Genomic DNA, 21,700 nt, shown 5'->3' on the forward strand with positions numbered 1-21,700 from the left:
CGATGTCGTGGCCGGTGGGCCGGGGACGATGAGGTGGGGTATCCATGAACGCGCCGTACGACGGTGACCGTGGCCAGGGCTCGGGCGGCTCTGCCTCGGGCGATGGCCACCCGTACGCCGGCTCCCGGGGAACCGGCGGGCAGGTCCCGCCTCCCCAGCCGTCCCCCGACGCGTACCAGCAGGACGCGTACCTTCAGGACGCCTACGACCAGGACCCGTACCGGGCGAACGACCTGGCCGCGCAGGACCCGGTGACCGAGGCGCTGTACGACCGCGCCGCGCACCCCCCGCCGCCCCCGGGCACGTACCAGGCACAGCCCCTGTACGCGCCCCCGCCCGCGAACCAGTACCAGCCCGACCCGCGCGTCTGGGCCCAGACGCCCGCGCCGGAGCCCGAGGGCCCCACCCAGTACCTCCCGTACGGCGACGACGCCCGTACGACGCAGTTCGTGGGCGTCGACGACCTGGTGACGCAGGCCGGCGAGGAGCACCACGAGCCCGACGCGTTCGCACACCTCTTCCGTGACCAGCAGCCCGGCTACAGCGGCGGCCGCCCCCCGACCGAACCGGTCGACACGCCGACCACGGCGCTCGGCCCGCCGCTGTCCCCGCCCCTCCGGCCGCACCCGCCCCGGCGCCCGCGCCGAAGAAGGGCGGCCGCGCCTCCAGCCTCATGAAGTCGAGCGCGGTGATGGCGGCGGGCACGCTCGTCTCCCGCCTGACCGGCTTCGTGCGCACGATGGTGATCACCGCGGCGCTCGGCGCCGGTCTGCTCGGCGACACCTGGACCGTCGCGTACACGCTGCCGACGATGATCTACATCCTCACCGTCGGCGGCGGTCTGAACTCGGTCTTCGTGCCGCAGCTCGTGCGCGCCATGAAGGAGGACGAGGACGGCGGCGAGGCCTACGCCAACCGCCTCCTGACCCTCGTGATGGTCGCCCTCGCGGCGATCGTCGCGCTCGTCGTGTTCGCGGCGCCGCTGCTGATCCACCTGATGTCGAGCACGGTCGCGAACGACCCGGACGCCAACAGCGTCGGCATCACCTTCGCCCGCTACTGCCTGCCCACGATCTTCTTCATGGGTGTGCACGTGGTCATGGGCCAGATCCTGAACGCCCGCGGCAAGTTCGGCGCGATGATGTGGACCCCGGTCCTCAACAACATCGTCATGATCTTCACGTTCGGCATGTTCATCTGGGTCTACGGCACCGCTGCCGAGACCAACATGGGCGTGACGACGATCCCGGACGACGGCGTCCGCCTCCTGGGCATCGGCACCCTGCTCGGCCTGACCGTGCAGGCGCTGGCGATGATCCCGTACCTGCGCGAGACCGGCTTCCGCTTCCGCCTGCGCTTCGACTGGAAGGGCCACGGCCTCGGCAAGGCCGTGAAGCTCGCCAAGTGGACCGTGCTGTTCGTCCTCGCCAACCAGGCGGGCGTCCTGGTCGTCACCCAGCTCGCCACGGCGGCCGGTGAAGCGTCCCCCGTCAAGGGCACCGGCATCATGGGCTACTCGAACGCCCAGCTGATCTGGGGCATGCCGCAGGCCATCATCACCGTCTCGGTCATGGCCGCGCTGCTGCCGCGGATCTCCCGCTCCGCCCACGACGGCGACCCGGGCGCGGTCCGCGACGACATCTCCTCGGGCCTGCGCACCTCGGCCGTGGCGATCGTCCCGGTGGCCTTCATGTTCGTGGCGCTCGGCGTCCCGATGTGCACCCTGCTCTTCGGCTCCAGCGGCACCGAGGCCGCCCAGTCCATGGGCTACATCCTGATGGCGTTCGGACTCGGTCTCATTCCGTACTCCGTGCAGTACGTCGTGCTCCGCGGCTTCTACGCGTACGAGGACACCCGGACGCCCTTCTACAACACGGTCATCGTCGCCGCCGTCAACGCCGCCGCCTCAGCCGTCTGCTACGCGATCCTGCCTGCTCAGTGGGCGGTCGTCGGGATGGCGTTCTCGTACGGTCTCGCGTACGCGATCGGGGTCGGTATCGCGTGGCGGCGCCTGCGCAAGCGGCTCGGGGGCGACCTGGACGGCGCGAATGTGGTGCGTACGTACGCACGTCTCTGCCTCGCATCCGTGCCGGCCGCGGTCATCGGCGGCGGAATCGGGTACGCGCTCACCAAGGCACTCGGGCACGGGGCGGCCGGTTCGATCGCGGCGCTGGTCATCGGCGGTGCGGTCATGCTGGGCGTCTTCTATGCAGCGGCGCGCAAGATGCGGATCGAGGAGCTGAATTCGATGGTCGGAATGGTCCGCGGACGCCTCGGCCGCTGAGTCGGCCGGATGTGCGTGCAACCATCGGTGACCACCGCGTGTCGTGCATAGCGCCGGACTGTGGGCACAATTGGCTTTGGCGTCGGAGTGATTGCAACGGATGGGGAGGCAGGAGCGACGGTGGCGGAACGGAGCACGGCTGCCGTCGACGTGGCCGACAACAGCGGGGACGAACCGCTGACCGCCAGCGCGGACAAGGCGGAGCAGGCCACGGCCGACGGGGTGGCCAAGACCGAAGAGCTGGACACACCGGCGCGTGAGGAGCCCGCGGACACCGCGGAGACGGGGACACATGTGAGCCCCGGCACCTCCTCACCGCCCGAGCTGCACAGCGGCCACAAGCTCGCCAGACGCTACCGGCTGGAAGAGTGCGTCACCCGTCTGGACGGTTTCAGCAGCTGGCGCGCGGTGGACGAGAAGCTCCGCCGCGCCGTCGGCGTGCACCTGCTGCCCGCCGACCACCCGCGGGCCCGCTCGGTGCTCGCCGCGGCCCGCTCGTCGGCGCTGCTCGGCGACCCCCGGTTCGTCCAGGTCCTGGACGCCGTCGAGGAGAACGACCTCGTCTACGTCGTCCACGAGTGGCTGCCCGACGCCACCGAACTGACCGCCCTGCTCGCCGTCGGCCCCCTCGAGGCGCACGACGCGTACCAGATGGTCAGCCAGGTCTCCTACGCCATGGCGGCCGCGCATCGCGAGGGCCTCGCCCACCTGCGGCTCACGCCGAGCGCCGTGCTGCGCACCTCCACCGGCCAGTGGCGCATCCGCGGCCTCGCCGTGAACGCGGCGCTGCGCGGCATCACCTCCGACACCCCCCAGCGCACCGACGCCGAGGCGATCGGCGCGCTCCTCTACGCCTCCCTGACCCAGCGCTGGCCGTACGAGAACGACGCGTACGGCCTGTCAGGGCTACCCAAGGACGTCGGTCTCATCGCCCCCGACCAGGTGCGGGCCGGCGTCCACCGCGGCCTCGCCGAGCTCGCCATGCGCGCGCTCGCCAACGACGGGGCGACGGCGTCCCGTCAGGAACCCCCGTGCACCACGCCCGAGGACCTGGTGAAGGCCATCGGCGAGATGCCCAAGATCCGCCCGCCGGAGCCCGCGTTCACCGCGCCTCCGGAGTACCAGCGGACCACGTACCAGCAGGGGACGTACGGCCGCCCGGCGCCGCTCGGCGCCACCCAGCCCGTGCCCGCGCCTCCGGCCCCGTTGCAGAGCCGCACCGGGAAGGCCCTCAAGTGGGCCGTCTCCGCTCTGCTCATCGCGGCCCTCGGCCTCGGCAGCTGGCAGCTCGCGGACGCCCTCATGGACCGCGGCAACTCCGACAGCTCCGAGACCACACACACCACCGACGGCGGTGGCGGCAAGGACGACAAGAAGCCGACCAAGCCGATCACGATCAAGGACGCCAAGGAGTACGTGGCCGAGGGCGACGCCCAGGCACCGGCCGACGTGGCGAAGACGTACGACGACGACAGCGCCTCGTACTGGCGGACCAAGTCGTTCGTGGACGGCCCCGAGCTCGTCATAAAGCCGGGGGTCGGGATCGTCTACGACCTCGGCTCGACGCAAGAGGTGTCGGCCGCGTCGATAGGGCTTCGCTACACCGGCGACCACACGGCGGTCTCGCTCTACGCCGCGGATTCGCTCAGCCCGTCCTCCGTCAGCGGCCTGGATCGGATCGGGGCCAAGACCACCACCGAGAGCGCCTCGGCGAGCGTGAAGGCCGACAAGCCGGTCAAGACGCGCTACGTCCTCGTTTGGCTGACCGCACTGCCCAAGGCGGGCCAGGATGGGTACAGCCAGGCCGGCTACAAGCAGGGCATCACGAACGTGAAGTTCACCGGCTGACGCACCGGGACATCGGGACTCGCCAGGGGGAGGGGGTTCGACAGTGGACGACGCCTTGGGCGAAGCGAGCGATCAGGACCTCCTCGCCCGCCACGTCGCGGGGGACAAGGACGCCTTCGGCGAGATCGTACGGCGCCACCGCGACCGCCTCTGGGCCGTCGCCCTGCGCACGCTGGGGGACCGGGAGGAGGCCGCCGACGCGGTACAGGACGCACTGGTCTCCGCCTACCGGGCCGCGCACACCTTCCGCGGGCAGTCCGCCGTGACGACCTGGCTGCACCGCATCACCGTGAACGCGTGCCTGGACCGGGCCCGCAAGATGGCCTCGCGGAAGACCGCACCCGTCGACGACACCGAGCGCCTCGACCAGCTGCTCGAACCCCACGAGTCCGCCGCGGCGCCCGCCGAGCGCAACGACCTCCACCGCGAACTGCTGGAAGCCCTGGGATCCCTGCCCGCCGACCAGCGGGCGGCCCTCGTCCTGGTCGACATGCAGGGGTACCCGGTGGCCGAGGCCGCCCGCGTCCTCGACGTGCCCACCGGCACCGTCAAGAGCCGCTGCGCCCGGGGCAGAGCACGCCTCCTCCCCCTCGTGACGCATCTGCGCGACGAGGGCGGGGACGAAGGAAGTGGCGAGAACCCGTCCCCCCGAAGGAACCGGACGCAGGGGACATCCGTCCCACCCGCAGCGGGGCCTCGGGACGAGGCAGGACCAAGTGATTCGGCTGCGGTGAAGGGCGGAGGTGGGCGAGCGTGACTTCCACGACCGACACGGCGGAGCACCCGGAGGTCACCGAGATCTCCGATCTCGCCGAAGGCCTGTTGTCTCCCTCCCGCACCTCGGATCTCCGCCGCCACCTCGACGGCTGCGCGCTCTGCGCCGACGTCTACGCCTCGCTGGAAGAGATCCGCGGGATGCTCGGCACCCTGCCCGGCCCCCCGCGCATGCCCGAGGACGTCGCCCACCGCATCGACGCCGCACTGGCCGCCGAGGCCCTGCTGGACACCCTGGCTCCTGAGGCGCCGCTGGAATCCGTGCGCGAAACGACCGCGCCTGTTTCACGTGAAACATCGACCGACCGCGCCTCCACGGCGACACCGCACGCCGTGGACCGGCCGACGGGACACCCGCGCGCCGGGACCGGCCCCGGCCGCAGGCCTCGCTCCGCACGACGCCGTACGGGGGCCGCGGTCGGCGCCGTCCTCACAGTGGCCGCCCTCGGTGTCTGGGGGCTCCTCGTCCAGGGCGGAGGCGACACTCCCAACGTGGCGGAGAACCACACGAGCGGCACGGCCCAGACCTTCGCGGGGACACCGCTCAAGACCAAGGTGTCGGACCTGCTCGGCGAACCGTCGATCGGCACCGAGAGCACCGGTGGCCCCAAGTCGCCGCAGGCTCCTCCCAACATCAAGAAGGGCGCTCCCACGGTCCCGGCCTGCGTCCAGCTCGGCACCCACCGCAGCGAGGACCCGATCGCCGCGGAGAAGGGCACGTACGGCGGCACGGACGCCTACCTCGTCGTGCTGCCCCACCAGAGCGAGCCGTCCCGACGAGTCACGGCCTTCGTCGTGGACGCCTCCTGCGTGACGACGGGCTCCTCCCAGGGCAAGCTGCTGTACACCCACGACTACGACCGCGGCTGAGACCGAAGCGCCCGGACATCTCGGGAATGCAAGCCCCGTAGGATCCGTTGGGTGGGGTGAGAGTCCCGAGAAGGGTCTCTCCCCGGCAGTACGCAGCAGTCCCGCAGAGACGAGGAATCAAGCCGTGAGCGACGTCCGTAACGTGATCATCATCGGCTCCGGGCCCGCCGGCTACACGGCGGCGCTCTACACCGCGCGCGCGTCGCTGAAGCCGCTGGTGTTCGAGGGCGCCGTCACCGCCGGTGGCGCGCTCATGAACACCACCGAGGTGGAGAACTTCCCGGGCTTCCAGGACGGCATCATGGGCCCCGAGCTCATGGACAACATGCGCGGCCAGGCCGAGCGCTTCGGCGCCGAGCTGATCCCCGACGACGTCGTGGCCGTCGACCTGACCGGCGAGATCAAGACCGTGACGGACACCGCGGGCACCGTGCACCGCGCGAAGGCCGTCATCGTCACCACCGGCTCCCAGCACCGCAAGCTCGGCCTGCCCAACGAGGACGCGCTCTCCGGCCGTGGCGTCTCCTGGTGCGCGACCTGCGACGGCTTCTTCTTCAAGGACCAGGACATCGCCGTGATCGGCGGCGGCGACACCGCGATGGAGGAGGCGACCTTCCTGTCGCGCTTCGCCAAGTCCGTGACGATCGTGCACCGCCGCGACACCCTGCGCGCCTCGAAGGCGATGCAGGAGCGCGCGTTCGCCGACCCGAAGATCAAGTTCGTCTGGGACAGCGAGGTCGCCGAGATCAAGGGCGACCCGAAGCTCGCCGGCCTGACGCTGCGCAACCTCAAGACGGGCGAGACCTCCGAGCTGCCGGTGACGGGTCTGTTCATCGCGATCGGCCACGACCCGCGCACCGAGCTCTTCAAGGGCCAGCTCGAGCTGGACGACGAGGGCTACCTGAAGGTCCAGGCTCCGTCGACGCGCACGAACCTGACCGGTGTCTTCGGCGCCGGTGACGTCGTGGACCACACGTACCGCCAGGCGATCACGGCAGCCGGTACCGGCTGCTCCGCCGCTCTCGACGCCGAGCGCTTCCTTGCCGCGCTCGCCGACGGCGAGGCCGCGGAGCCCGAGAAGACCCAGACCGCCACGGTCTGATCCGAACTCCCTCTCCCGCAACCCCCGAGAAAATGAGGAGCCCGCTGTGGCCGGCAACCTGAAGAACGTGACGGACGACTCCTTCGAGACGGACGTCCTCAAGAGCGACAAGCCCGTCCTGGTCGACTTCTGGGCCGCTTGGTGCGGTCCGTGCCGCCAGATCGCGCCGTCGCTCGAGGCCATCGCTGCCGAGTACGGCGACAAGATCGAGGTCGTCAAGCTCAACATCGACGAGAACCCGGGCACGGCCGCCAAGTACGGCGTCATGTCGATCCCGACCCTGAACGTCTACCAGGGTGGCGAGGTCGCCAAGACCATCGTCGGTGCCAAGCCGAAGGCCGCCATCGTGCGTGACCTCGAGGACTTCATCGCCGAGTAGTTCGATGACGCCGTTTCACGGAAGCAGCAGACGTTGTTTCACGTGAAACACGCAAGGGCCAACCCGTCCGGGTTGGCCCTTCGGCATTCTCCGGCCCATCACAGTGGCCGCAGCGCGGGCTCCTTCTGTACGGCGCCGAGCAGCCGGTCCAGAGCCATCTCGACGTCCTCCTTCCAGGACAGCGTCGTCCTCAGCTCCAGGCGCAGCCGCGGATAGGCAGGGTGCGGCCGGACCGTCTTGAAGCCGACCGCCAGCAGATGATCGGCGGGGAGCAGGCACGCGGGTTCTTTCCCCTTGGCGTCGCCGAACGCCTCGATCGCCTTGAAGCCCCGGCGCAGCAGATCCTTCGCGACGGTCTGCACGATGACGCGCCCGAGGCCCTGTCCCTGGTAGTTCGGCGTGATCCACGCCGTCATCAGCTGGACGGCGTCGGGAGACACCGGGCTCGTGGGGAACGCCGTGGAGCGGGGGACATAGGCGGGCGGTGCGTAGAGCACGAAGCCGACCGGGACGTCATCGACGTAGACCACGCGTCCGCAGGAGCCCCACTCCAGGAGAACGGCCGAGATCCAGGCTTCCTTCTCCAGCTCCGGGGTTCCAGCCTTTACCGCGGCCTGGCCGCTGACCGGGTCCAGTTCCCAGAAGACGCACGACCGGCAACGCTGGGGAAGGTCCGAAAGGTTGTCCAGCGTGAGCGGTACGAGCCGACGCCCCATGAAGGCAGTTCCTCGCTTCCTTCACCCGCGGCGACGCGGGCAGCTGTCAGCGCGCTCCGTTCCCTGAGCAGGCTGCCGACGAATCCGCCGACCGCGCCCAGTCCGAGACCTGCGGTCATCAGTCCGGTGCGACTCACCGATGGCATGACCCCGCCCTCCCCAATGAGGTGCTGCCGGGTGGATGCGCTCTTCCCGATCGCATCGTAACCAGGATGCGATTCCGTCGATACCGTAGGAAAGCAAAGAGCGGGCCGTGTTCCGGTACACACCGGACACGGCCCGCTCCGCATGACCGGGCGAGGCGGACAGGATCAGCTGTCCTGATCCTCCGCCGCGCTCTCCTGGAGGCTCTCCTGCAACGCGAGCCTCTCTCCCGGAGCCAGCGTGCTGAGGATCCGCTCAAGATCGTCCGGCGAAGCGAACTCGACGGTGATCTTGCCCTTCTTCTGGCCGAGCTCGACCTTCACCCGCGTCTCGAAGCGATCCGAGAGCCGCGTGGCCAGCTCGTTGAACGCCGGGGAGACACGGCCCCCGGCCCTCGGCCCCTTGGCACGCGCGGTGCTCGTCGACCGTGAACCCATGAGGGTCACGATCTCCTCGACGGCCCGCACCGACAGACCCTCGGCGACGATGCGAAGGGCGAGACGATCCTGCTCCTCCGAATCCTCCACGGAGAGCAACGCACGAGCGTGACCCGCGGAGAGCACGCCCGCCGCGACACGACGCTGCACCGCCGGCGAGAGCTTCAGGAGCCGCAAGGTGTTGGAGACCTGCGGACGCGACCGACCGATCCGATCCGCCAACTGGTCATGCGTGCACTTGAAGTCCTTGAGCAACTGCTCGTAGGCGTTGGCCTCTTCGATCGGGTTCAGCTGCGCCCGGTGCAGGTTCTCCAGCAGCGCGTCGAGAAGAAGCTTCTCGTCGTCCGTCGCCCGCACGATCGCGGGGATCAGCTCCAGCTCCGCCTCGCGGCTGGCCCGCAGACGGCGCTCGCCCATGATGAGCTCGTAGCGGTCCGGCCCGACCTCCCGCACGACCACGGGCTGGAGGAGACCGACCTCCTTGATGGACGTCACCAGTTCGGCGAGGGCGTCCTCGTCGAACACCTCACGCGGCTGGCGCGGGTTCGGCGTGATGAACTCCGGCGGAAGCTCGGCGAAGTACGCTCCCCCCGCCGCACGCTCGAAGTCCGCCACCGCGTCCCGCGCCGGCGTCTCCGTTTCCCGTGAAACATCGCTCTGCGACAGCGATGCCACCTTCGCCGCCGCCACACCGCGCTCCGCGGTCAGCACCGGAACGGCGCTGGGGGAAGCCGACGCCCGTGCCGGGCTCGTCGATCCGTTCTTCTCAGGGGTGGGTGCCGCCGGGATCAGCGCGCCGAGACCACGGCCCAGTCCCCTCCGTCGCTCGCTCACTGAATACCCTCCGGCATGCTCTGCTGGTCAAGTTGAGTGCCCGCGTGGGCGTGCTGGGCGTCGTAGTGGATCCCTACACCGCGCAGCGCCATCTCCCGTGCTGCTTCGAGGTAGGAAAGCGCACCGCTGGAACCCGGATCGTAGGTCAACACCGTCTGCCCATAGCTCGGCGCCTCCGAGATGCGGACCGAGCGCGGAATACTCGTCCGCAGAACCTCTTTGCCGAAGTGGCTCCGGACCTCCTCGGCGACCTGGGAGGCCAGCCGGGTACGCCCGTCGTACATCGTGAGAAGGATCGTCGAGACGTGCAGGTCCGGGTTGAGATGCCCCCGCACCAGATCCACGTTCCGCAGGAGCTGCCCCAGGCCCTCCAGCGCGTAGTACTCGCACTGGATCGGGATCAGGACCTCCGCGCCCGCGACGAGCGCGTTGACCGTCAGCAGGCCGAGCGACGGCGGGCAGTCGATGAGGATGTAGTCCAGCGGCTGCTCATACGCCTGGATGGCGCGCTGGAGCCGGCTCTCACGTGCCACCAGAGAAACCAGCTCGATCTCCGCCCCGGCGAGATCGATGGTGGCCGGGGCACAGAAGAGACCCTCGACATCCGCGACAGGCTGGACCACGTCGGAGAGCGGCTTGCTCTCCACCAACACGTCGTAGATGGACGGAACTTCGGCGTGGTGGTCGATACCCAGAGCCGTGGAGGCGTTGCCCTGTGGATCCAGGTCGATCACCAGAACGCGGGCGCCGTGCAGCGCGAGCGACGCGGCAAGGTTGACCGTGGTCGTGGTCTTGCCGACCCCGCCCTTCTGGTTGGCCACCACCATGACGCGGGTCTGCTCAGGACGTGGCAGGCCTTCGCCGGCACGTCCGAGAGCTTCTACTGCCAGTTGGGCAGCGCGACCGATGGGGGTGTCGTCCATCGGGGTCGGTGTTTCACGTGAAACATCCTCCCCCGCCGATTCGGTACGGGGACCGGGGACCGGATCGGTCATCGGTCCCGCGATGTTGGCGTCGGACCGCAAGGATTCACTCTCCTCGACTTCAGGCTCGCAATGAACAGAGCCTCCCATGCCTTCGGGGTCGAGAACCAGCGAGGCCCGGTCTTCTGTGGATGAATCCCCTGATGTGGACAACTCCGTGTCCGGATCGAGGGATCCGAGAGGCCTACGGTCGCGGGGAGCGGCCGCTGCGCGGCCGCGACTGATGATGCCATGCAGCAGTGAGCGACGTTTCACGTGAAACACGATGCACCGCAGCCTGGTACACCCCCGTGCGACACCCCGAGATGCGTACGTTTGACAGCTTTTGTGGAGTACCGCTGGTCCTCAGGACGGATCAGCGGCACTCATCACACAACTCCCTCGACCCGCAGGCGCTCAACGCCTGCGGCGGGTACGGCCGGTACGGGCCGCCTTGGCACGCTTGGCGGCGAAACGCACACCGCCGGGGCTCTCGCCCACCTCCACCCGCACGACGGTGGACAGCGGATCGACCACGCCCTCACCGACATGCAGCACCGAGCTCTCGACCGCACCCAGCTTGCTCAGGGCGGCACCCGCGCTCTTGACCTCTTCCTCCGCCGTGTCGCCCTTGAGGGCCAGCATCTCGCCGTACGGCCGCAGCAGCGGAACGCCCCACGCGGCCAGCCGGTCCAGCGGGGCCACCGCACGAGCCGTGACGACGTGCACCGGCGGAAGCTTGCCGAGGACCTCCTCCGCACGCCCACGCACCACCGTCACGTGGTCGAGACCCAGCAGCTCGACGACCTCCGTGAGAAATGTCGTACGCCGCAGAAGAGGCTCAAGCAGGGTGATCTTGAGGTCCGGGCGGACCAGGGCCAACGGGATGCCCGGCAGCCCGGCGCCCGAACCGACGTCGCACACGGTGACACCTTCCGGGACCACCTCGGAGAGCACGGCACAGTTCAGGATGTGCCGCTCCCACAGACGCGGAACCTCACGAGGGCCGATGAGGCCACGCTGCACTCCCGCGTCAGCGAGGAGCTCCGCGTACCGGACGGCGTCCGCATAGCGCTCGCCGAACACCGTCCGGGCCTGCTCCGGAGCCGGGGGGAGTTCTGCTGCCTCCGTCACGGGGACCGTCCTTCCGTACCGCACTACCGCATGGGTGGCTGACTAACAGGCTGACAAAGATCGGCCCCGCCTGCGAACAGACGGGGCCGGGAAGCGACGTGCCGCTCAGGCAGGAAGCACGACGACGAAGCGCTGCGGCTCCTCGCCCTCGGACTCGCTGCGCAGGCCGGCGGCCTTGACCGCGTCGTGCACGACCTTGCGCTCGAAGGGCGTCATCGGCTTCATCTTGACCGGCTCACCGGAACTCTTCACCTCGGCCGCGGCCTTGGCGCCCTGCTCGGTGAGCTCGGCACGCTTCTGCGCGCGGTACCCGGCGATGTCCAGCATCAGGCGGCTGCGGTCACCGGTCTCCCGGTGCACGGCCAGACGGGTCAGCTCCTGGAGAGCCTCCAGGACCTCGCCGTCGCGGCCCACCAGCTTCTGAAGATCGCGGCTGCCCGCGTCACTGACGATGGACACGGCGGCCCGGTCGGCCTCCACGTCCATGTCGATGTCGCCGTCGAGGTCGGCGATGTCCAGCAGACCCTCGAGGTAGTCCGCAGCGATCTCGCCCTCCTGCTCCAGGCGGGTCAGGGTGTCGCCGGCGTCAGGAGCGGCGGAGGTGGTGCCTTCCGTCACGGGATGGACTCCTTCTTACGTCAAAGACTTACGTCGAGGTGTTACTTCTTGGACGGGGACTTCGGCCGCTGCGGGCCGCCCTTGCGCTGCCCGGACTTGGCCTTGCTGCGCTGCTGCGAGCCACCGGCGGGCTTGGCGCCCCCGGACTGCTTGTCCTGCGGCTTGGCGTCCTGCGGCTCATCCTTCTTCACCAGCGACGGCTTGTCCGAAGAAGGCTCGGAGTCGTCCTTCGCCGAACCCTGCGCGGTGGCCCCGGACTGACGCTGCGACTTGGACTGACGCTTGGGCTGCTGGCGCTTCGGAGCGCCGGTACCGGTCGTCGTCGGCACGCCGTCCTCGTCCAGGACCGCGGTCGCCGCCGTGCTCTTCACCACAGCACCGTCGGCCTGAGCGGCGAGCCCGGCCTTGGTGAGGCCGTTGATGAACTTGCGCTCGAACTCGTTGCGGTCACGGCCCTTGGCCACGATCGCCTTCACGACGTTGCGGTCGCGGCGCAGACGGATCTTCTCGGCGTGCGTCGTGTGCTTGAGCAGACGCTCCAGGTACGCGGCCTGCGCCTTGGAACCCGGCGTCGGGTTGTTGCGGATCACGTACATCTGCTGGCCCATGGTCCACACGTTGGTGGTCAGCCAGTAGACGAGGACACCGACCGGGAAGTTGATACCGAAGACGGCGAACATGACGGGGAAGACGTACATCAGCATCTTCTGCTGCTGCATGAACGGGGTCTTCACCGTGGTGTCGACGTTCTTCGTCATCAGCTGGCGCTGCGTGAAGAACTGCGACGCCGACATCAGGACGATCATGATCGCCGTGACGACGCGGACGTCGGTCAGCGTCGCGCCGAGCGAAGCGACCTTGTCGGCGCTGTCCGTGAACTTCGCGGCCAGCGGGGCGCCGAAGATGTGCGCCTTACGCGCGCTCTCCAGCAGATCGTCATCGATGACGCCGATCGTCTGGCCCGTCGCGATGCCGTTGAGCACGTGGTACAGCGCGAAGAAGAACGGCGACTGCGCCAGGATGGGAAGGCACGAGGAGAGCGGGTTGGTACCCGTCTCCTTGTACAGCTTCATCATCTCTTCGGACTGGCGCTGCTTGTCGTTCTTGTAGCGCTCCTGGATCTTCTTCATCTCGGGCTGCAGCGTCTGCATCGCCCGAGTCGACTTGATCTGCTTCACGAAGAGCGGGATCAGGCAGATCCGGATCAGGATCACCAGGGACACGATGGACAGACCCCAGGCCCAGCCCGTGTCGGGACCGAAGATCTTCCCGTACATCGAGTGGAACTGGACGATGACCCAAGAAACTGGCGTCGTGATGAAACTAAAAAAACCGGCAATCGTGTCCACTAATCAAGCTCCTTGAGCATGGGACGGGGTCTCGGCGGCCAGGCTCTCCGGGGAGCCCTGGGCAGGCGCGCCGGCGGCGGAAGGCCCGCCCTTGCGTTCGCGCCAGGCGTTGCGCAGCATTTCGTGCCACCGCGGACGCTTACGCGGCGGAACATGATCGACACCGCCGAGCGACCACGGATTGCACCGCAGGATGCGCCAAGCGGTCAGGGCCGTGCCCTTGATCGCACCATGCCGGTCGATGGCCGTGAAGCCGTAATGGGAGCACGACGGGTAGTACTTGCACACCGGACCGAGCAGCGGACTGATGGTCCACTGGTAGATCTTGATCAGAGCAAGCAGCGGGTACTTCATCGCGCGCCCCCTCCCAGCAGCCGCTCCAGGGCGGCATCCAGGTCTCGGGCCAGCTGTGCGTGGGTGGCGTCGCCCGCGGGGGGCAACGCGCGTACGACTACCAGGCTACCTGGGGGCAACAAGGCCACTCGGTCGCGCATGAGGTGTCGAAGTCTGCGCTTCACCGCGTTCCGTACGACGGCTCCACCTACGGCCTTGCTCACGACGAAACCCGCACGCGGTGGGGAAACGCTCTCCCCAGGCGCGTGCGGGTCCGTTGAACCGCTGCGTAGATGGACGACGAGGAGCGGGCGTCCGGCCCTACGTCCTCGGCGTACCGCGGTCGCGAAGTCTTCGCGCCGCCTCAGCCGATACTCGGTAGGCAGCACGTCATGACCTGATTACTAGATCAGGCGGACAGGCTGGAGCGACCCTTGCCACGACGGTTGGCGAGAATCGCACGACCGGCACGGGTCCGCATGCGAAGGCGGAAACCGTGGGTCTTGGCGCGACGACGGTTGTTCGGCTGGAAGGTGCGCTTGCTCACTCGGGGGCTCCAGAAGAAATCGGGTGGTGGCGGGACATCGCCTGGCTGTCACCGTGCGCCCACGAGAAGCTCGCAATACGCCCGAGTGCACCGCTACACGAACCGCAAAGATCTTGCGACCCGTGACCTTGCCCATCGGAGGCAGGCGGCAGCAGCCATCGACAACTCGACCTGGTCACGGTACGCGCGGCTACGCCATCCGGTCAAACCGGCGTCACACGGGAGACACTGTCCACAGGCTGGGGACAACAACTTGAACCGCAGCGGTCGCGCTGACTACCGTGGCTGAACTCCGATTCGTTCCCTTCTCACCACCCCACCCGATTTTCTTCCCGATCCGTCCCGAGAACCACACGTTCGTGGGACCAGCGAGAGAGCGTGCCCTGTGGCTGACGTACCTGCCGATCTTGCCGCAGTGTGGCCACGAGTTCTGGAACAACTCCTCGGGGAAGGCCGCGGGCAGGGCGTCGAGACGAAGGACGAACACTGGATCCGGCGCTGCCAGCCCCTGGCCCTCGTCGCCGACACCGCCCTCCTGGCGGTCCCCAACGAATTCGCGAAGGGCGTACTCGAAGGCCGACTCGCCCCCGTCGTCAGCGAGACCCTCAGCCGCGAGTGCGGCCGCCCCATCCGGATCGCGATCACCGTCGACGACTCCGTGGGGGAGCAGCCCGCCCCGCCGGTCCAGCAGCACCGCTACGAGGACACCGAGCAGCCCTCGGCCCCCGCGGGCCAGGGCCATGACACGTACGAGAGCCGCGACACGTACGACGGCTACGACGGGTACGACCGCCGCGGCAAGGACGAGCACAGCCAGGGCCAGGGACAGGGCCCGCGCGGCGAGCAGCCCCAGACGCCCCGCGCCGACCCGCTCCCCACGGCCCGCCCCGCCTACCCGGACTACCAGCGCCCCGAGCCGGGCGCCTGGCCGCGACCGCAGCAGGACGAGTACAGCTGGCAGCAACCCCGGCTCGGCTTCCCGGAGCGCGACCCGTACGCGTCGCCCCCGCAGCAGCACGACTACCGGCAGCAGGAACGGTCTCCCTACGAGCAGCAGGGGTACGAGCCCGAGCGCGGCCGCTACGACCAGCAGCAGGAGCGCTCCCCCTACGAGCAGCAGAAACCGGAACGGCCCTCCTATGAAGACCGCGGCGGCTACGAGGAGCGCGGCGGCTACGACCAGCAGCACGACCGCCAGCCTCGACGCGACCGCGGAGAGCCCCCGCGCGGTGGTGGGCGCCACAGCGCTCCGGACGGCGGCCCCGGCGGACGCGGCGTGCCCAGCGGCGCCCCCGGTCCGCTCGCCGCACAGCCGGCGCCGGCGACGGGTCCGGGCGAACCGACCGCCCGACTGAACCCCAAGTACCTCTTCGACACGTTCGTCATCGGCGCGTCCAACCGCTTCGCCCACGCGGCCGCGGTCGCCGTCGCCGAAGCACCCGCCAAGGCCTACAACCCCCTCTTCATCTATGGGGAGTCGGGCCTCGGCAAGACCCACCTGCTGCACGCCATCGGGCACTACGCCCGCAGCCTCTACCCCGGCACGCGCGTGCGCTACGTGAGCTCCGAGGAGTTCACCAACGAGTTCATCAACTCCATCCGCGACGGCAAGGGCGACTCCTTCAGGAAGCGCTACCGCGAGATGGACATCCTTCTTGTCGACGACATCCAGTTCCTCGCGGACAAGGAGTCGACGCAGGAGGAGTTCTTCCACACCTTCAACACGCTCCACAACGCGAACAAGCAGATCGTGCTCTCCAGCGACCGGCCGCCCAAGCAGCTGGTGACCCTGGAGGACCGGCTGCGCAACCGCTTCGAGTGGGGCCTCATCACGGACGTCCAGCCGCCCGAGCTGGAGACCCGTATCGCGATCCTTCGCAAGAAGGCCGTGCAGGAGCAGCTCAACGCCCCGCCGGAGGTGCTCGAGTTCATCGCGTCCCGCATCTCGCGCAACATCCGCGAGTTGGAGGGCGCGCTGATCCGCGTCACGGCGTTCGCGTCGCTCAACCGGCAGCCGGTGGACCTCGGCCTGACGGAGATCGTCCTCAAGGACCTGATCCCGGGCGGCGAGGACGCGGCCCCGGAGATCACGGCGACGGCCATCATGGCGGCGACCGCGGACTACTTCGGACTCACCGTCGAGGACCTCTGCGGATCCTCGCGCAGCCGCGTCCTGGTGACGGCCCGCCAGATCGCGATGTACCTCTGCCGCGAGCTCACCGACCTGTCCCTGCCGAAGATCGGCGCGCAGTTCGGCGGCCGCGACCACACGACCGTGATGCACGCGGACCGCAAGATCCGCGCGCTGATGGCCGAGCGGCGCTCCATCTACAACCAGGTCACGGAGCTCACCAACCGCATCAAGAACGGCTGACACACGGCCGGTAACGGCTCTCAAGGGCGCCCCGGGAACGTCTCCCGGGGCGCCTTTCCGCGTCCGCTCCACGTCCGTTCTTCGTCCGCCTGCGCGGTCGGCGCCGCGGTGCTGTTCGATTTCCCGGCGCGTTACGGGTGTTCTCCACAGATGTGCCGGATTTCTTCGATCCACACCCTGGGGACCGGAAAGTTGTCCAGACTGCGTCCACAGCAAGGAGTGGTGACAGAGCATCAGGCCAGGTCAGGCACCTGTGGATCCGTGGACAAAAGATATCCACAGGCTGTGGAGAGAAATCCTGTCCACAGGGTGTGCATGTCGTTGTCCACCGTCGACCCACAGGATGACAGCCGTTGTGCACAGTGATCGGGAGCTTCTCCACACGGCTGTCCACTGTTCGGCAACGCGACGCGCCTCGTCACCGTGGCGAGTGAAAGGCGTCACACCAAGGGGGTCGGTTGGGCTGTGGGGAACGCGGGTAAAGCTGGGGACGACGTTGGGGAGAAGTACCCCGAGGCTGTGCATCGTGTGTGCAGAACTTTTCGCCGTCCACAGACGGGGGCGGTTATCCACCGCCTCGGCCCACAGGGTCAGTGGACAAAAAACCGGGCCTGACCTGCGAAAAGGTGGTTATCCACGGTTTCCACAGCCCCTACTACTACTCCCAACTAGAGAGAGCTGGGAATCCGCTTCGAAGACGGGGCTGTGCACAACTCGCTCTCGGCACCTCGACCGCGGCTCGGCACGACTTGACCGAGGCGGGCAACGACTGTCAGTGCGGTGCGTCAGACTGTTCCCCGGTGTCCTCCCCAGCTGTGGACCGAGCGACACCGACGTCTGACGACGAAGACCGAGACCAATGCAGGGCGAGAGCAGCCAGCAACACGCAGGAGGCGGCTTACGGTGAAGATCCGGGTGGAACGCGACGTACTCGCGGAGGCAGTGGCCTGGGCGGCGCGCAGCCTCCCGGCACGACCGCCAGCGCCCGTCCTCGCGGGCCTTCTCCTGAAGGCCGAGGAGGGCGCACTCAGCTTGTCGAGCTTCGACTACGAAGTCTCGGCACGCGTCTCGGTGGACGCGGAGATCGACGAAGAAGGCACGGTGCTCGTCTCCGGCCGCCTTCTCGCCGACATCTGCCGCGCCCTCCCCAACCGTCCCGTGGAGATCTCCACAGACGGTGTACGAGCGACCGTGGTGTGCGGCTCCTCGCGCTTCACGCTCCACACCCTCCCTGTGGAGGAGTACCCGGCGCTGCCGCAGATGCCGACCGCGACGGGCACCGTCCCGGGCGAGGTCTTCGCCTCCGCCGCGCAGCAGGTGGCCATCGCCGCGGGACGCGACGACACGCTGCCCGTGCTGACCGGTGTGCGCATCGAGATCGAGGGCGACACGGTGACGCTGGCGTCCACCGACCGCTACCGGTTCGCCGTGCGCGAGTTCCTGTGGAAGCCGGAGGACCCCGAGGCGTCCGCGGTCGCCCTGGTGCCCGCCAAGACGCTCCTGGACACCGCCAAGGCGCTCACGAGCGGTGACACGGTCACCCTGGCGCTGTCGGGTTCGGGTGCCGGCGAGGGCCTCATCGGTTTCGAGGGTGCCGGTCGTCGCACGACCACCCGCCTCCTCGAGGGCGACCTGCCGAAGTACCGCACGCTGTTCCCGACGGAGTTCAACTCCGTGGCCGTCATCGAGACCGCCCCCTTCGTGGAGGCCGTCAAGCGTGTGGCCCTGGTCGCCGAGCGGAACACCCCGGTGCGGCTCAGCTTCGAGCAGGGTGTGCTCATCCTGGAGGCCGGCTCCAGCGACGACGCACAGGCTGTGGAGAGGGTCGACGCGAACCTGGAGGGCGACGACATCTCGATCGCCTTCAACCCGACCTTCCTGCTGGACGGCCTGTCCGCGATCGACTCCCCGGTCGCCCAGCTGTCGTTCACGACGTCCACCAAGCCCGCGCTGCTCTCCGGCAAGCCGGCCGTGGACGCCGAGGCGGACGACGCGTACAAGTACCTGATCATGCCGGTGCGGCTGTCGGGCTGAGGCTCCTGACGGGCAGGTCGCTCGGGGTTCCCCTGAGCGGCTATGCCCACAGGTGTGCATGAGCGTCCGGGTTTAGGCTCAGACGCAGGTACGAACGCACGGCTCCGTACCGTCACGCACCACCTCTCGCCCCGTCGCAACGTAAGGAACCACTGATGGAGCTCGGTCTCGTCGGCCTCGGCAAGATGGGCGGCAACATGCGCGAGCGCATCCGCCGCGCAGGCCACACCGTCATCGGCTACGACCGCAATCCGGACCTCGCGGACGTCCACAGCCTCGAAGAGCTTGTGGGCAAGCTCAAGGGTCCGCGCGTGGTGTGGGTGATGGTGCCCGCCGGTGCCGCGACCCAGTCCACGGTCGATGAGCTGGCCGAGCTGCTCCAACCCGGCGACATCGTCGTCGACGGCGGCAACTCCCGCTGGACGGACGACGAGAAGCACGCCGCCGAGCTCGCGGCCAAGGGCATCGGCTTCGTCGACTGCGGCGTCTCCGGTGGTGTCTGGGGCCTGGAGAACGGCTACGCGCTGATGTACGGCGGCTCCGCCGAGGACGTCGCGAAGGTCCAGCCGGTCTTCGACGCGCTCAAGCCGGAGGGTGACTTCGGTTCCGTGCACGCGGGCAAGGTCGGCGCCGGGCACTTCGCCAAGATGGTCCACAACGGCATCGAGTACGCGATGATGCAGGCCTATGCCGAGGGCTGGGAGCTCCTGGAGGCCGTGGACTCGGTGACGGACGTGCGCGAGGTCTTCCGGTCCTGGCAGGAGGGCACGGTCATCCGTTCCTGGCTCCTCGACCTGGCGGTCAACGCCCTGGACGACGACGAGCACCTGGACAAGCTGCGCGGGTACGCGCAGGACTCCGGTGAGGGCCGCTGGACCGTGGAAGCCGCCATCGACAACGCCGTCCCGCTGCCGGCGATCACCGCGTCGCTCTTCGCGCGCTTCGCCTCGCGGCAGGAGGACTCCCCGCAGATGAAGATGATCGCGGCGCTGCGCAACCAGTTCGGTGGCCACGCCGTGGAGAAGAAGTAGTCCACAGGCTGAGGACGCGGTCCGCGGTCGGCGGACGAAGTCATCCACAGCTGTAGAGAACCGCTGTTGAGAACGTTGGGGGAGGTCGGCCCACGACCATGCACGTCACGCATCTGTCGCTGGCCGACTTCCGCTCGTACGCCCGGGCCGAGGTGGCACTCGATCCGGGCGTCACCGCGTTCGTGGGGCCGAACGGGCAGGGCAAGACGAACCTGGTCGAGGCCGTCGGCTACCTCGCCAACCTGGGCAGTCACCGCGTCTCCTCGGACGCGCCCCTGGTCCGCATGGGCGCCGAGCGTGCCGTCATCCGGGCCCAGGTCCGCCAGGGCGAGCGCCAGCAGCTGATCGAGCTCGAACTGAACCCCGGCAAGGCCAATCGCGCCCGCATCAACAGGTCTTCGCAGGTCAGGCCCCGTGACGTGCTGGGGATCGTACGGACGGTGCTGTTCGCGCCCGAGGATCTCGCGCTGGTGAAGGGCGACCCGGGTGAGCGTCGGCGGTTCCTCGACGAGCTGATCACGGCGCGTTCGCCGCGTATGGCCGGCGTGCGGTCCGACTACGACCGCGTGCTGAAGCAGCGCAACACGCTCCTGAAGTCCGCGGCGCTGGCCCGGCGGCACGGTGGGCGTTCCATGGACCTGTCCACGCTCGACGTGTGGGACCAGCATCTGGCGCGCGTGGGCGCGGAGCTGCTCGCGCAGCGGCTGGACCTGATCGCGACGTTGCAGCCGCTGGCCGACAAGGCGTACGAGCAGCTGGCGCCCGGCGGCGGGCCGGTGGCGCTGGAGTACAAGCCGTCGTCCCCGGAGATCGTCGGGCACGCGCGCGAGGAGCTGTACGAGCAGGTCATGGCCGCTCTGGAGGGCGCGCGCAAGAGCGAGATCGAGCGGGGGGTCACCCTCGTCGGCCCGCACCGTGACGAGCTGCTCCTCAAGCTCGGCCGGCTGCCCGCCAAGGGGTACGCGAGTCATGGCGAGTCGTGGTCGTACGCGCTGGCGCTGCGGCTGGCCTCGTACGACCTGCTGAGGGCCGAGGGGAACGAGCCGGTGCTCGTCCTCGACGATGTCTTCGCCGAGCTCGACGCGCGGCGCAGGGAGCGTTTGGCGGAGCTCGTGGCGCCCGGTGAGCAGGTCCTGGTGACGGCCGCGGTCGACGACGACGTACCGGGCGTGCTGACCGGCACCCGGTACGCGGTCTTCGAGGGGACGGTGGAGCGGCTGTGAGCACGAGCGACGAATCCCGTGGCCCGGAGCGGGAGCCACAGGCGAATCCCGAGCCTTCAGGTGTCGACCTCGCGCGCGTCGCCCTACGGGCGGCCAAGGAAGCGGCACGCGCGCGGGGTGCCTCCGCGCAGCAGAAGAAGCAGGCCCGGCGGGGCGGCGGGCTGCGGTCCGGTGCGCGGGCCGACGGCCGCGATCCGATGGGGCTCGGCCCTGCCATCAACCGGTTGATCACCGAGCGCGGGTGGGAGACTCCGGCCGCTGTCGGCGGCGTCATGGGCCGCTGGCCGCAGATCGTCGGTGAGGACCTCGCCAAGCATTGCGTCCCGCAGAAGTACGACGAGGACGAGCGCGTGCTGACCGTGCTGTGCGACTCGACGGCCTGGGCGACGCAGCTGAGGCTGCTGGCTCCGCAGCTGGTCGCGCGCCTGAACCAGGACCTGGGGCACGGCACCGTACGCCTCATCAAGGTGCAGGGACCCGGTGGTCCCCCGCGCCGCTACGGCCCCTTGCGCGCCCCGGGAAGCACCGGTCGCGACGACACCTACGGGTGAGAGCGCGCCCTCTGTAGCGGGGGGTTGACACCTCGAAGCGCTGAGTGCCGCTGTGAGCCTCTTGGAGCCCCGCTCCGCATATGGGGAGTCGGCCGAGACCGGTTGAGGGCGGCACGTGCGGACTCAGGTACCGCCAAACCCCCATCACTGTCGGCG

General features: G+C 69.0%; 19 protein-coding genes and 1 pseudogene. 11 read left to right on the forward strand and 9 right to left on the reverse strand.

Features of this window, described 5'->3' with window-relative positions; all coding sequences use genetic code 11:
• Positions 1 to 44 precede the first annotated feature (44 nt).
• From murJ to trxA, 6 genes and pseudogenes are all read left to right on the forward strand, one after another.
• Positions 45 to 2,284, forward strand: a pseudogene (gene murJ / locus V2W30_RS20000) (murein biosynthesis integral membrane protein MurJ).
• A gap of 120 nt (positions 2,285 to 2,404) precedes the next feature.
• Positions 2,405 to 4,132 carry a protein kinase family protein gene (locus V2W30_RS20005; RefSeq protein WP_338698373.1) on the forward strand — a complete coding sequence of 576 codons (1,728 nt, stop codon included), beginning with the start codon at positions 2,405 to 2,407 and terminating at the stop codon, positions 4,130 to 4,132.
• A 43-nt stretch (positions 4,133 to 4,175) separates the two neighbouring features.
• Positions 4,176 to 4,889 carry an RNA polymerase sigma factor SigM gene (gene sigM / locus V2W30_RS20010; RefSeq protein ID WP_338698374.1) on the forward strand — a complete coding sequence of 238 codons (714 nt, stop codon included), beginning with the start codon at positions 4,176 to 4,178 and terminating at the stop codon, positions 4,887 to 4,889.
• Positions 4,886 to 5,776: a hypothetical protein gene (locus V2W30_RS20015; RefSeq protein WP_338698375.1), complete on the forward strand. Its 891-nt coding sequence runs from the start codon at positions 4,886 to 4,888 to the stop codon at positions 5,774 to 5,776. Before sigM ends, V2W30_RS20015 begins: the two co-directional genes overlap by 4 nt.
• Before the next feature lie 124 nt (positions 5,777 to 5,900).
• Complete coding sequence (gene trxB, locus V2W30_RS20020; RefSeq protein WP_338698376.1) at positions 5,901 to 6,878, forward strand: thioredoxin-disulfide reductase; 978 nt, start codon at positions 5,901 to 5,903, stop codon at positions 6,876 to 6,878.
• 46 nt (positions 6,879 to 6,924) lie between these two features.
• A complete protein-coding gene (gene trxA, locus V2W30_RS20025) occupies positions 6,925 to 7,257 on the forward strand; it encodes a thioredoxin (protein WP_338698377.1) in 333 nt (110 codons plus the stop codon).
• A gap of 98 nt (positions 7,258 to 7,355) precedes the next feature.
• On the opposite strand, the gene V2W30_RS20030 is transcribed toward trxA, so the two are convergent.
• From V2W30_RS20030 to rpmH, 9 genes are all read right to left on the reverse strand, one after another.
• A complete protein-coding gene (locus V2W30_RS20030) occupies positions 7,356 to 7,973 on the reverse strand; it encodes a GNAT family N-acetyltransferase (protein WP_338698379.1) in 618 nt (205 codons plus the stop codon).
• Between the two features lie 311 nt (positions 7,974 to 8,284).
• Positions 8,285 to 9,388 carry a ParB/RepB/Spo0J family partition protein gene (locus V2W30_RS20035; RefSeq protein WP_338698381.1) on the reverse strand — a complete coding sequence of 368 codons (1,104 nt, stop codon included), beginning with the start codon at positions 9,386 to 9,388 and terminating at the stop codon, positions 8,285 to 8,287.
• Positions 9,385 to 10,461: a ParA family protein gene (locus V2W30_RS20040; RefSeq protein ID WP_338703699.1), complete on the reverse strand. Its 1,077-nt coding sequence runs from the start codon at positions 10,459 to 10,461 to the stop codon at positions 9,385 to 9,387. The genes V2W30_RS20035 and V2W30_RS20040 overlap by 4 nt, the downstream gene beginning before the upstream one ends.
• Positions 10,462 to 10,767: 306 nt before the next feature.
• Complete coding sequence (rsmG, locus tag V2W30_RS20045; RefSeq protein WP_338698383.1) at positions 10,768 to 11,484, reverse strand: 16S rRNA (guanine(527)-N(7))-methyltransferase RsmG; 717 nt, start codon at positions 11,482 to 11,484, stop codon at positions 10,768 to 10,770.
• A gap of 105 nt (positions 11,485 to 11,589) precedes the next feature.
• Complete coding sequence (locus V2W30_RS20050) at positions 11,590 to 12,102, reverse strand: protein jag (RefSeq protein ID WP_338698385.1); 513 nt, start codon at positions 12,100 to 12,102, stop codon at positions 11,590 to 11,592.
• Positions 12,103 to 12,143: 41 nt separating this feature from the next.
• Entirely contained in the window at positions 12,144 to 13,451 is a 1,308-nt protein-coding gene (yidC, locus tag V2W30_RS20055) for a membrane protein insertase YidC (RefSeq protein ID WP_338698387.1), read from the reverse strand.
• Positions 13,452 to 13,454: 3 nt separating this feature from the next.
• The gene (gene yidD / locus V2W30_RS20060; protein ID WP_338698389.1) at positions 13,455 to 13,805 is read right to left on the reverse strand and encodes a membrane protein insertion efficiency factor YidD; all 351 of its coding nucleotides are present in this window, start codon (positions 13,803 to 13,805) and stop codon (positions 13,455 to 13,457) included.
• A complete protein-coding gene (gene rnpA, locus V2W30_RS20065; protein ID WP_338698391.1) occupies positions 13,802 to 14,173 on the reverse strand; it encodes a ribonuclease P protein component in 372 nt (123 codons plus the stop codon). Before rnpA ends, yidD begins: the two co-directional genes overlap by 4 nt.
• Positions 14,174 to 14,193: 20 nt before the next feature.
• Entirely contained in the window at positions 14,194 to 14,331 is a 138-nt protein-coding gene (rpmH, locus tag V2W30_RS20070; RefSeq protein WP_003967884.1) for a 50S ribosomal protein L34, read from the reverse strand.
• Between the two features lie 385 nt (positions 14,332 to 14,716).
• On the opposite strand from rpmH, the gene dnaA reads away from it, so the two are divergent.
• From dnaA to V2W30_RS20095, 5 genes are all read left to right on the forward strand, one after another.
• A complete protein-coding gene (gene dnaA, locus V2W30_RS20075) occupies positions 14,717 to 16,705 on the forward strand; it encodes a chromosomal replication initiator protein DnaA (protein WP_338698394.1) in 1,989 nt (662 codons plus the stop codon).
• Between the two features lie 903 nt (positions 16,706 to 17,608).
• Entirely contained in the window at positions 17,609 to 18,739 is a 1,131-nt protein-coding gene (dnaN, locus tag V2W30_RS20080; RefSeq protein ID WP_018529725.1) for a DNA polymerase III subunit beta, read from the forward strand.
• Between the two features lie 155 nt (positions 18,740 to 18,894).
• Positions 18,895 to 19,770: a phosphogluconate dehydrogenase (NAD(+)-dependent, decarboxylating) gene (gnd, locus tag V2W30_RS20085; protein ID WP_338698400.1), complete on the forward strand. Its 876-nt coding sequence runs from the start codon at positions 18,895 to 18,897 to the stop codon at positions 19,768 to 19,770.
• 98 nt (positions 19,771 to 19,868) lie between these two features.
• Positions 19,869 to 20,993: a DNA replication/repair protein RecF gene (recF, locus tag V2W30_RS20090; protein ID WP_338698402.1), complete on the forward strand. Its 1,125-nt coding sequence runs from the start codon at positions 19,869 to 19,871 to the stop codon at positions 20,991 to 20,993.
• On the forward strand, positions 20,990 to 21,544 hold the full coding sequence (locus tag V2W30_RS20095) for a DUF721 domain-containing protein (RefSeq protein WP_338698404.1): 555 nt from the start codon (positions 20,990 to 20,992) through the stop codon (positions 21,542 to 21,544). The genes recF and V2W30_RS20095 overlap by 4 nt, the downstream gene beginning before the upstream one ends.
• The last annotated feature ends 156 nt before the right edge of the window (positions 21,545 to 21,700 follow it).

This window comes from Streptomyces sp. Q6 (assembly GCF_036967205.1).
Lineage (GTDB): Bacteria > Actinomycetota > Actinomycetes > Streptomycetales > Streptomycetaceae > Streptomyces > Streptomyces citrinus.